The organism is Streptomyces sp. NPDC047028 (genome assembly GCF_040644095.1).
Lineage (GTDB): Bacteria > Actinomycetota > Actinomycetes > Streptomycetales > Streptomycetaceae > Streptomyces.
In genome coordinates, this window is record NZ_JBEYVS010000057.1 from 24,388 (window position 1) to 35,596 (window position 11,209).

The following is an 11,209-nucleotide window of genomic DNA, read 5'->3' on the forward strand; positions in this document are numbered from 1 at the left end:
CCGACGTCGGCAGACGCACCGGCACAGCTCTTCGCGGTCCTTCCGCAGGCTGGACGACGCACTTGGCTCGTCTCGGGGGGGTGCGGGCGCGAATTTCACGCGAGGAGCTCTTCTGCCCAGGTGTGACCGGCGGCTTCGGGGCCGGGCGGGCAGGCGAAGAGTCCGGAACCGACGTGCTGGATGTACTCGTTGAGCGCGTCGTGCGTGGCGAGTCTGCGCTGGAGCGCGACGAACTGCTTGCGGGGGTCCTTCTGGAAGGCGATGAAGAAGAGACCGGCGTCCAGTTCGCCGCTGGACGGGATCATGCCGTCGGTGAAGGAGTAGCCGCGTCGCAGGATGCGGATGCCGGAGTTGTTCTCATGGGCCGCCAGCCGCATGTGTGCCGTCGCCGGGATGACCGGCAGGCCGTCGGGGCCCTTGGCCTTGAAGTCGGGGGTGTCGAACTCCTTGGATCCCGTCAGCGGTGCTCCGGAGTACTTGTGCCGGCCGAACACCTTCTGCTGGTCGGCGAGGTAGTCGCGGTCCCATCCTTCGATCCGCATCTGGATGCGCCGGGCCACCAGGTAGCTGCCGCCGCGCATCCACGCCTGGTCGGTCTCCTTGCCGACCCACACGTGCTCGTCCATCAGGTCGGTGTCGTGGCCCGGAATGTTGCGGGTGCCGTCCTTGAAGCCCATCAGGTTGCGCGGGGTCTCCTGGTCGGCGCCGTTGGAGGCGGCCTTTCCGAAGCCGAGCTGGGACCAGCGCATAACCACGGTGTCCCGGCCGATCCGGGCCAGGTTGCGGATGGCGTGGAAGGCGACGAGGGGATCGTCAGCGCAGGCCTGGATCGCGAGGTCGCCGTCGCTGCGGTCCGGGTCCAGTTCGGCCGGGGGGAGGTGTGGGAGGTCCTCCAGCGCGGCCGGGCGACGGTCGGCGAGTCCGAACCGGTGATCGAACAGGGACGGGCCGAGACCGAAGGTGATGGTGAGGTTGGCGGGGGCCAGTCCGTGGGCCTCGCCCGTGTCGGCCGGCGGGGCGCCGAGGTTGGTGTTGACGCCCGGCACCGGGTGGCCCTGGGTCATCGCCGCCGCCGCCGCGGTCCAGGTCTTGAGCAGTGCCTTCAGTGCGGCCCTGTTCTCCTTGACGCTTGCGTCGACCGTCAGGTCGTAGGCGGCGAAGGCGAGCCGGTTCTGGGTCGGGGTGGCGATGCCGGCCTGGCGGGTGCCGTAGAACGGCACCCGGTCCGCGGGCGGGGCGGAGGAGGACTCGTGCCGGCAGCCGGTCAGGGTGGCCGACGCCGCCCCGCCGGCCAGGGCCGCCCCGCCGAGGGCGAAGAGCCCTCGGCGGGAGTGGTGGCGCTCGGCCATCAGCTGTTCACCTTCGCGGCGACCTGGGACAAGGGTTCGGCGAGGCCGTCGACCTTCTGGGTGAGCACGCGCCGCTTGGCCGTGCCGACCGTGGAGTAGTCCACGTATCCGCTGCCCTTCTTGTACGGCTTGAGCGCGTCGAGCACCTGGCCGTACTGCTGCGTGACCTTGTCCGCCAGCTTCGGGTCGATCTTCTCCAGCGCGGGCTTGAGCAGGTCGAACGCCTTCTCGCCACCGACGACGTTGGCCTCGAAGTCGGACAGGTCGGTGTGGCTGTAGCGGTCCTCCTCGCCGGTGATCTTGCTGGAGGCGACCTCGTTGAGCAGATCGGTGGCACCGTTGGCGAGCTGGGCCGGCTGGTAGGAGGTCTTGGCCACCAGCGTCTTGAGCCGGGCCACGTCGGCGTCGAGCTTGTCGGCGAGCGGGGCCGTGCCCTTCAGCGACTTGTCCTGCCACAGCGCCTTCTCCAGGCGGTGGAAGCCGGTCCACTTGGACTGGTCGGTGACGTCGTTGACGCGGGCGTCGATGTCCGGGTCGAGGTCGCCGAAGCTCTCCGCGACCGGTTCGACCTCCTCGTAGTAGTAACGGGCGGGCGCGAACGCCTGCTCGGCCTTCGCGATGTCGCCGGAGCGGACCGCGTCGGTGAACTTCTTCGTGGCCGGCACCAGCTTGTCGACCTCGCCGATGACATAGGTCTTGTAGCCGCTGACGGCCTGTTCCAGATCGGCCTTGACCGCGGGGTCCTGCGAGGCCTTGCCCGCCGATCCGCTGACCGTGAAGGCGGTCTTCTCCGTCTTGGCGTTCGGGCAGTACACCTGGTACTTGCCGCCGTCCAGGTGCAGCGAGAAGGTGCCGGACAGGCCCGGGGAGAGGTTCTCCTTCTCCCCCATGATGATGTCGTCGCGCAGCAGTTCGGCCTCGGAGACCTTGTTGGCGTGGGTGTTCTTCACCGTGAAGGTCACGGGCCCCGCGGCCACGGACTTCGGGGAGACGTGGCAGCCGTTGTCGTCGAGTTCGACGGAGACCTTGGCGGCGCCGGCGGGGGCACTGTCCGTCTTGTTCTTGGCGCATCCAGTGGCGACGAGTCCGGCGACGGCGAGCACACCGGTGACTCGCAGGACGCGTGGCGTGATGGATCTGTGCATGGGACAGTGCTCCCTCGAGCTAGAGGTGATTCAGAAGGACCCGGGGGTAGGGGGTCGTTCGGGGGAAAGGGGAAAGGGGAAAAGTGACCGGGGGTGGGGCGGACGGCCCCGCCGGACGGCCGGACCGTCAGGCGTGTCCGGTGATCTCGGCGGCCACGGGAGCGCCCTGGGCCGGGCGCCGGGAACCCCGGCGCGGCCAGGCGATGTAGGCGAACATCGGCACCGCGTACACCAGCCAGGCCGTCACTTCGGCGACGACCGGCCGCGGCTGCACGCCCAGCACGCCGGTGAGCAGGGAGGACAGCACGGTGCCCGGACGCACCAGCCAGTTCAGGTCCAGGGCCTGTGCCTGACCGGCGTTCAGCCACCCCGCCTCGTGGGCGGTGTGCATGACCGTCATCGTCAGTCCCGCCGCGACCAGGACCAGGACCAGACCGGTGATCTTGAAGAACCGGCCGAGGTTGAGGCGGACTCCGCCGCGGTAGATGCCGTATCCGACCACGACCGCGATCAGGATGCCGATCAGCGCACCGGTGGTGCCGCTCGCGACGCTGGTGCTGTTCTGGATGACGGAGATGAGGAACACCGCCGTCTCGAAGCCCTCCCGCAGCACCGCGAGGAAGGCCATGGCCACCAGGGCGCGCGCGGACCCCTGGGCCAGAGCGTGGGCGGTCTGGGTCTCCAGTTCCTTCTTCATGCCCCGGGCGTGCCGGTTCATCCAGAGGATCATGAAGGTGACCATGACGACGGCGAACGCGCCGATCACGGTCTCCAGCGCCTCCTGTTGGCGCTGCGGCAGTTCACGGGAGAGCGTGATCAGCCCGACCCCGATCAGCAGACAGAGAACGACCGCGGCCGCGACGCCGATCCACACCTGTCGCAGCGCGTCACGGCGGCCGCTGCTGCCCAGGAACGCCGCGATGATGCCGACGATGAGCGACGCCTCAAGGCCCTCTCTCAAGCCGATCACAAGAGTGGGGATCACGGGGACATTCCTTCCGGGCAGCGGTCGAACCGGTTCGAGATTAAGCCCCCCGCATACAAGCTAAGGTTAGCCTTACCTAAAGATATGGCAATGCGATGAACCTTCCGGCCCGAATGATGCGAGATCGCCCCCCCCCAGACACTCCATGAGGGTGTACGGCCTGGATAGAACTTAGGTTAGCCTCACCTTCATGAGCACCCTTCTGCTGGCCGCGGACACGGCCGGATACACGCTGCCCACCACCTGGCGAGCCCTGACCAAGACGGGCTACTTCCTCGGCCTGAGCGGGACCATCGGCGGCCTCGTCACCTATGCGACCACGGTCCGCCCCACGCTCAGGAGGACACCGGACACCGACGACGCCTCCCTGCTGCGTCACCGCTCGTCGGTCTGGTTCGCCTGGTCCGGCGTGGTTCTCCTGGTGGCCGGATACTTCCAGCTCGCCGCTCGGGTGGCCCGCAACGGCCGAGGAATGCCGTTCGGCCACGCCCTCGCGCCAAGACCCATATGGCAGTTCCTCAGAGCCCCCGCCGACGACGGCACCTGGATCGCACAGGGCACCCTCTTCCTGGTGCAGAACCTCGTCCTCCTGGCGACCGCGATCCTCCTCATGACCCTGTTCACACGCGCCGCCCGCCGCCGCGTCGACCCCGTGGCCCTCACCGCTCTGCCCCTCGCCCTCGCGGTGACACTGATCGGCGCGGTCCCGGCCACCGTCCCGCTCAAGGCCGACGAGGTGCTGGACCTGGTCCTGACCCAGACCCACATCATCAGCGGCACCGTCTGGCTCGGCGGCCTGGCCCTCCTCAGCGTCCTCGCCGGCGCCCGCCGCCGTCTGAGCCCGGACGCGGGCCTGCTCTGGGCCGACCTGTGGCGCCGCTTCAGCCTCGTCGCGATGATCTGCGTCGCCGCCGTCGTCGTCTCCGGCCTGTGGATGAGCTGGAAGCACGTCGGCGCCGTCAGCCAGTTGTGGACGACCGGCTACGGCCTCGCCCTGCTCGTGAAGATCAACCTCGTCCTCGGCATGGTCACCGCGGGCGCCTTCAACCAGTTCTGGCTCATGCCCCGCATGGCCCAGGCCCGCCGAACCGGCGAGAACGCCTCCCTGCTCCACCTGACACTCCGGCACTTCCCCAAGGTCGTCTGGGGAGAAGTCGCCCTCGGCCTGGCCGTCCTCGTCGTCGTCCCCTTCCTCAGCGGCTCCGCCCGCAAGGAAGCCGGCGGCGCCCCGGCCGAACCCTCCGCGGGCGTCTACACCGCGGGCCTGGCACTCGCCCTCGCCCTCGCCGTCTCCCTCTACGCCACGGCCCGCGCGTCCGACGCCCTCTCACGCCGGACACCCACTCCCGACCCCGCCTGACACACGGAGCCCTCGCACGATCGATCGCGGGCGGCACCCGACGCTCGTCCGGCATCATGCCTGCACCGGCAGGGCGAGAATCGCGGACAGCCGCCCTTGCGTGGATGCTACGTTCGCGGAACATCGACTCACGGCCATCGCCCCGGACCGGCGTACGTGCGTGCCGCTCGCGGGGCGGGCCAGCACGCCCATGACACCGACCGCAGGAGCAACCTCGTCGCCAGCCGCGTCACCCTCGTCTCGCCCGCCACGAGCCCGTCGCTGCGGCAGGCCCGCTTCTACGACGGCGACTCGGTCGACGGCATCGGGCGGCGGGCGCACATGCGGCGGCGGGATCACTGCCCATCCCCGCACATGTCATCGTGTCGCCGAGTGCGCGTTGCCGGGAGACGGCGGCCGCGTGCGGGCTTCGACGGCGTGGAGACACCGGAGCTGGGCGGCCTGGACGTGGGCCGCTGGCGAGGCCGCACCCTCGACGCGGTGGCAGCGGCCGAGCCGGAGACCCTGGGAGAAGCTGTGTCCACCAGTGCCCTGACCCACCACGTCCGCGTTCTCGCTGACCTGGGCGACCGTCACGACGAGATTCTCACGCCCGCCGCCCTGGACTTCCTGGGCCGCCTGGCCGCAGCCTTCGGCACCCGCCGGAACGACCTGATGAGAGAGCGCCGCCGGCAGGTCCTGCGCCTGGCATCGGGCTCCCCCCTCGACTTCCCGATCGTCACCACCGCCATCCGTGCCGACCCGTCCTGGCGAGTCGCACCACCGGCACCCGGGCTGACCGACCGCCGCGTCGAGATCACCGGCCCTCCGGACCGCCGGATGACGGTCAACGCCCTCAACTCCGGGGCCAAGGTCTGGATGGCCGACTTCGAGGACGCCACCGCACCCACCTGGAAGCCGTCGTGGAGAACACGGACGCCAAGACGGAGGTGTTCGCCGCTCTCGACGAGATCGTCGAGGATCCCGCCGCCGTCCTCGCCAGCAATACCTTGTCCCTCCCGATCATGCGGCTCGGCATGGCGACAAGCCGCGCGGACAGGGTCGTGGGACTGCACTTCTTCAACCCCGTCCCCGTGCTGCCCCTGGTCGAGGTCGTGACCTCGCTGCACACATCGGCCGACACGACCGCCGCGGTCGAGGACTTCGCGGCCCGCGTGCTCGGCAAAACCGTCATCCGGTCCCGGGACCGGGCCGGCTTCGTCGTCAACGCGCTGCTCATCCCCTACGTTCTGTCGGCGATCCGCATGGCGGAGTCCGGCTTCGCCACGGCCGCCGACATCGACACGGGCATGGAGCTGGGCTGCGCTCACCCGATGGGCCCACCGAGGCTCACTGATCTGATCGGGTTGGACACCGTCGCCTCGATCGCCGAATCGCTTGACGACGAGTTCAGGGAGCCGCTCTACGCTCCGCCGCCGCTGCTCCAGCGGATGGTGGAGGCGGGACTGCTCGGCAGGAAGACCGGCCGGGGGTTCCACAGCCACGACCGGGGCTGAGGACCTGGTAGGACGCGGGCTGAGGGGCCCGCACCGCCGCAGGGATGAAGGTCCCCACGCGGCGTGACAGGGGAAGGGCGGGAAGCGCGCGTGCGGCGGGCTTCCCACCCTGTGGACCGCACGGCGCGATGTGGGCCGCCTCACCGTCCAGATGACGGACGTCCCGCTCTCTTCTCTGACGTTGACCCCGTAGGCTGGCCGGTGCAGCTGGTTCGCCCCGTCCGCCAGGCGGGATGCGTCGTAAGAGGGAACCCGGTGGGAATCCGGGACTGCCCCGCAGCGGTGAGCGGGAACGACCGCCGTCATACGCACTGGGTCCGAGGAGGGCCTGGGAAGCGACGGCCAGTAGGTGTCTCGTACGACTTCGTACGACGAGGCGTGCCCGCGAGTCCGAAGACCTGCCAACTGCCCGTGTGCGAACCACTCGTGCGCGGACATCCCGGTGACCTCGAGGGCGGGTCGGCGAACACACCGAACGGACGGCCGTCGGCCGACACCGTCCGGCATGTTGTTCCTTCGCGCTCTCGTCCCCTCTCCGGGATCTCAGGGATTCATCTCGCGAAGGAGATCTCCGTGACCACCAAGCCCGCGGCAGCACGGGCCACCGTGTACGGCTACCCCCGCCAGGGACAGGGCCGGGAACTGAAGAAGGCGATCGAGGGCTACTGGAAGGGCCGCGTCACCGCTGACGCCCTCCGTGCCACCGCCGCCGACCTGCGCCGTACGAACTGGCAGCAGCTCTCCGAGGCCGGCATCCACGAGGTGCCCACCGGCGACTTCTCGTACTACGACCATGTCCTGGACACCAGCGTCATGGTCGGCGCGATCCCCGCACGCCATCGGGACGCGGTGGCCGCCGATCCGCTCGACGGCTACTTCGCCATGGCCCGCGGAACACAGGACGTCGCACCGCTGGAGATGACCAAGTGGTTCGACACCAACTACCACTACCTGGTCCCCGAACTCGGCCCCGACACCGTGTTCGCCGCCGACGCAACCAAGCAGGTCACCGAGCTCAAGGAAGCCCTGGCACTGGGACTCACCGCCCGGCCGGTGCTGGTCGGTCCGGTCACCTACCTCCTCCTGGCCAAGCCCGCACCCGGCGTACCGGCCGGCTTCGAGCCGCTCACCCTGCTGGACCGCCTGCTGCCGGTGTACGCCGAAGTCCTCGCCGACCTCCGCGCCGCGGGCGCAGCGTGGGCCCAGCTGGACGAGCCCGCCCTCGTCCAGGACCGCACCCCGGCCGAACTCAACGCCGTCACCCGCGCCTACCGTGACCTCGGCGCCCTCACCGACCGGCCCAAGCTGCTGGTCGCGTCCTACTTCGACCGGCTCGGCGATGCCCTGCCGGTACTCGCCAAAGCCCCGGTCGACGGCCTGGCCCTGGACTTCACCGAGGCCGCCGCCGCCAACCTGGACGACCTCGCCGCCGTCGGCGGCCTGCCCGGCAAGCGCCTGGTGGCCGGCGTCGTCAACGGCCGCAACATCTGGGTCAACGACCTGGCCACATCCCTGTCCACGCTGGGCACCCTGCTCGGACTGGCCGACCGCGTCGACGTCTCCGCATCCTGCTCCCTGCTGCACGTCCCGCTCGACGCCACCGCGGAACGGGACATCGAGCCGCAGATCCTGCGCTGGCTCGCCTTCGCAAAGCAGAAGACGCGCGAGGTCGTCACCCTCGCCAGGGGCCTCTCCCAGGGCACCGGCACGATCACCGCCGAACTGGCCGCCAACCGTGCCGACCTCGCCTCCCGAGCGGGCTCGCCCATCACCCACGACGAGGCCGTGCGCTCCCGCGCCGCCGCGGTCACCGACGCCGACGCCCGCCGCTCCCAGCCCTACGGCGAACGCACCGCGGCCCAGCGCGCCCACCTCCGCCTGCCCCTCCTCCCGACCACGACCATCGGGTCCTTCCCGCAGACCGGCGAGCTGCGCGCGGCACGCGCCGACCTGCGCGCCGGCCGCATCGACATGACCGGCTACGAGGAACGGATCAAGGCGGAGATCCACGAGGTGATCACCTTCCAGGAGAAGACCGGCCTGGACGTCCTCGTGCACGGCGAGGCCGAACGCAACGACATGGTCCAGTACTTCGCCGAGCAGCTCACCGGCTACCTCGCCACCCAGCACGGCTGGGTCCAGTCCTACGGCACCCGCTACGTCCGCCCACCGATCCTGGCCGGTGACATCTCCCGGCCGGAGCCGATGACCGTGCGCTGGACCGCGTACGCCCAGTGCCTCACCGACCGACCGGTCAAGGGCATGCTCACCGGCCCGGTCACCATGCTCGCCTGGTCCTTCGTCCGCGACGACCAGCCTCTCACCGACACCGCCCGCCAGCTCGCCCTCGCCCTGCGCGACGAGGTCAATGACCTGGAAGCGGACGGGACTTCGGTGATCCAGGTGGATGAACCCGCACTGCGTGAGACCCTCCCCCTGCGCGCCGCCGACCGGGCTGAGTACCTGGCCTGGGCGACCGAAGTCTTCCGCCTCACCACCAGTGGGGTCCGCCCGGACACCCAGATCCACACCCACATGTGCTACGCCGAGTTCGGCGACATCGTCCAAGCGATCGACGACCTCGACGCCGACGTCATCAGTCTGGAGGCTGCCCGCTCCCACATGCAGGTCGCCCGCGAACTCGCCGCCCACGGCTACCCGCGCGAAGCCGGCCCCGGTGTGTACGACATCCACTCGCCTCGCGTGCCGAGCGCCGAGGAGGTGGCGGACCTGCTGCGCACCGGTCTCAAGGCCATCCCCGCCGAACGGCTCTGGGTCAACCCCGACTGCGGCCTGAAGACCCGCGGCTGGCCCGAGACCCGCGCTTCCCTGGAAAACCTGGTCGCCGCCGCCCGTACCGTCCGCGGGGAGCTGCCCGCCTCCTGACCCTGACCGGACCACGCTTCGGACCGGGGCGCCACGGGCAAGGGCCCCGACCCTGATGAGTTCGCCGGGCAGAACGCTGACGGCCGAGTGTCCCTACTCGGCCGTCAGCACCGGCCAGGCGGTCCAGGGCGCCCTGCATGATGGCACCCCACGCACCCGCCAGGAGGAGCAGCCACGTGACCAGCCGCGTTGCCTTCGTCTCGCCCGCCATGTGCCCGTCGCTGCGGCAAGCCCGCTTCTACGACGGCGACTCCGCCGACGACATCGGCGCGGCCCGCGCCCGTGAGGCCGCCGGCTCACTGCCCGCGCCTGCGGCGTCTACGGCATGGCGCACCGCTCCCCTCCCGGGGAGATCCGCCCCGGTGTTCGTCGAGGAGGTGACCGCGTGAGTCTCCTGGCTCCCGGCTCGCCGCTCGCCCCGCCTTCCCACCCTGTCCGGGCGGTGGCCTGCCGGAACCAGCTCACTGGTCACAGTGGCGGGACCACGCCGGATTCTCACCGGCTTCCTCGAACCGCCGTCGCCTGTTGTCACCGGTCATAATCTCATCGAGCGAGGTCGGCCCGTCATCCGGCCGTTACACGGAAGGGCTCCGCGAGCTGTGTGCTCGCGGGAGCCCTTCGTGGTGCGCCTGCCCAGTGAAGGGTGAGAAGACGATCACGAGCAGGACATCTCAGTGACGTGTGGTTCTCCTCCAGGCCGTTGATCGGGCCCCACGACTCCTATGTCCCGCGCCTCGGCCAACTGCTCCAGGGTGTCGTTCGCACCCTTCACGTACGCCGCGTGGTGCTTGTCGTGGTGCAGCTCGATGATCTCCGGGCTGATGACCGGGGCGAGCACCGAGTAGTCGTACGGAAGTACCGGGAGCGTGTAGAGCGCCACGTCCAACGTCCTCCGACGCTATTACGAATAATATGCAGCTGCACGCTAGCAGTAAGAACGGTACCTTGCGATCAGGCGTTAGACCTGGCTAGGACCCCTCCCTCATGTCGCGCCAGTCAGCTGAGGGAAGTTCGTGACCCGGACTCCTCGATGGCGGCAAGAAATGCAGGCACATGACCATGACCCCGCCGCCGGCACACCAGGACGCGGCAGCGACTCCGGAACTCTCGTTGCAGCTGTGGCGCCACGGCCTTCGCTGCACTCCCAGCCGACTGTGCAGACTGAGGTTGCTGTCAGCCTCCGGGGAGCACCTCTCCTCCGCGGAGCTCGGCGGTGAACTGCGGGGCCGGGGGCTGCCCTTCGATCAGGCGACCGTCTGCCGGACCCTGGAGACCTTCACGGACGTGGGCGTGGCGCACGCTGTGCACGGCCCCGGCCCGAAGCGCTACGGCGTCAGTTCCGAACCGCACCACCACACGGTGTGCGAGGAGTGCGGTCGCGTCCGGGACCTTGCGATCGATCACATGAGGATAGCCGTGGAGCGGATCACCGAGCTGAGCGGTGTGCGTACCGGCGCGGCGGGCTCGCTGCTGCTCTACGGCCGGTGTGCCCACTGCAGCCAGAAGTGAGTTCTTGTCACGGGTGCGGGACGCTGCCGTGGGAACCGACGCTGTCACCCTCCAGCTTCCCTCGGTTGTCGGAGGCGAAGATGTCGTGCTCGCGGGTGTCGGTGTTCTTCGCCGGAACCACGATCCGTTTGTGTGCCGTCTCCATCTCCTCCCGGACCGATCGCCCGTCGAGTTCGCAGTACGTTTCCTGGCGGGAGCCGAGGATGCGGGTAGTGGCACGCTCTTGGTCTCTGTGGGCCGCCAGGTCCGCCTGGACGTGCTTGATCTCGCCGGGCTCGGGACAATCCTGCCGGTGGGCTCGTCGCAGACGCAGGTCGTACGGGGCAGGGACGGCGAGGAGATTCGTCTGGACGCTCCGCCGCCACCCGTAGGCATGAATACGCCGGCGGCGCCGCTCCGCCGTGGAGCGGCGCCGCCGGCGGTGCTAGAGCCTGTCTCTTTGTCCGGTGATTCTTGTGGGGGGGTGGTTAGTCTGCTGC

At 69.7% G+C, this 11,209-nt stretch carries 7 protein-coding genes, 5 pseudogenes and 2 riboswitches; of the genes and pseudogenes, 6 read left to right on the plus strand and 6 right to left on the minus strand.

The annotated features are described in order from the left end of the window. Positions 1-95: 95 nt before the first annotated feature. From efeB to efeU, 3 genes are all read right to left on the minus strand, one after another. A complete protein-coding gene (efeB, locus tag ABZ854_RS33185) occupies positions 96-1,349 on the minus strand; it encodes an iron uptake transporter deferrochelatase/peroxidase subunit (RefSeq protein ID WP_361218561.1) in 1,254 nt (417 codons plus the stop codon). Further along, entirely contained in the window at positions 1,349-2,494 is a 1,146-nt protein-coding gene (gene efeO / locus ABZ854_RS33190; protein ID WP_361218564.1) for an iron uptake system protein EfeO, read from the minus strand. The genes efeB and efeO overlap by 1 nt, the downstream gene beginning before the upstream one ends. Before the next feature lie 127 nt (positions 2,495-2,621). Continuing rightward, on the minus strand, positions 2,622-3,479 hold the full coding sequence (efeU, locus tag ABZ854_RS33195) for an iron uptake transporter permease EfeU (protein WP_361218566.1): 858 nt from the start codon (positions 3,477-3,479) through the stop codon (positions 2,622-2,624). Positions 3,480-3,669: 190 nt separating this feature from the next. Between efeU and ABZ854_RS33200 the strand changes: the two genes are divergently transcribed. Beyond that, on the plus strand, positions 3,670-4,839 hold the full coding sequence (locus tag ABZ854_RS33200; protein WP_361218568.1) for a CopD family protein: 1,170 nt from the start codon (positions 3,670-3,672) through the stop codon (positions 4,837-4,839). A 357-nt stretch (positions 4,840-5,196) separates the two neighbouring features. Here ABZ854_RS33200 and ABZ854_RS33205 read toward each other — a convergent pair whose 3' ends face one another. Then, on the minus strand, positions 5,197-5,415 hold the full coding sequence (locus ABZ854_RS33205) for a hypothetical protein (protein ID WP_361218582.1): 219 nt from the start codon (positions 5,413-5,415) through the stop codon (positions 5,197-5,199). Here ABZ854_RS33205 and ABZ854_RS33210 point away from each other — a divergent pair. From ABZ854_RS33210 to ABZ854_RS33225, 4 genes and pseudogenes are all read left to right on the plus strand, one after another. Continuing rightward, positions 5,356-5,733, plus strand: a pseudogene (locus tag ABZ854_RS33210) (malate synthase A); the annotation flags it as partial. The gene ABZ854_RS33205 and the pseudogene ABZ854_RS33210 overlap by 60 nt on opposite strands. Continuing rightward, positions 5,730-6,335 (plus strand): annotated as a pseudogene (locus tag ABZ854_RS33215) (3-hydroxybutyryl-CoA dehydrogenase); the annotation flags it as partial. The pseudogenes ABZ854_RS33210 and ABZ854_RS33215, both read left to right, overlap by 4 nt. A 191-nt stretch (positions 6,336-6,526) precedes the next feature. Further along, positions 6,527-6,756, plus strand: a riboswitch (cobalamin riboswitch). Between the two features lie 152 nt (positions 6,757-6,908). Further along, entirely contained in the window at positions 6,909-9,221 is a 2,313-nt protein-coding gene (gene metE, locus ABZ854_RS33220) for a 5-methyltetrahydropteroyltriglutamate--homocysteine S-methyltransferase (protein WP_361218571.1), read from the plus strand. A 176-nt stretch (positions 9,222-9,397) separates the two neighbouring features. After that, a pseudogene (locus ABZ854_RS33225) lies at positions 9,398-9,535 on the plus strand (histidine phosphatase family protein); the annotation flags it as partial. A 51-nt stretch (positions 9,536-9,586) separates the two neighbouring features. After that, a riboswitch (cobalamin riboswitch) is annotated at positions 9,587-9,772 on the minus strand. Between the two features lie 133 nt (positions 9,773-9,905). On the opposite strand, the pseudogene ABZ854_RS33230 reads toward ABZ854_RS33225, so the two are convergent. Then, positions 9,906-10,101 (minus strand): annotated as a pseudogene (locus ABZ854_RS33230) (superoxide dismutase); the annotation flags it as partial. A 173-nt stretch (positions 10,102-10,274) separates the two neighbouring features. Between ABZ854_RS33230 and ABZ854_RS33235 the strand changes: the two are divergent. Further along, the gene (locus ABZ854_RS33235; RefSeq protein ID WP_361218574.1) at positions 10,275-10,730 is read left to right on the plus strand and encodes a transcriptional repressor; all 456 of its coding nucleotides are present in this window, start codon (positions 10,275-10,277) and stop codon (positions 10,728-10,730) included. Positions 10,731-10,794: 64 nt separating this feature from the next. On the opposite strand, the pseudogene ABZ854_RS33240 reads toward ABZ854_RS33235, so the two are convergent. Continuing rightward, positions 10,795-10,995, minus strand: a pseudogene (locus tag ABZ854_RS33240) (hypothetical protein); the annotation flags it as partial. Positions 10,996-11,209 lie beyond the last annotated feature (214 nt).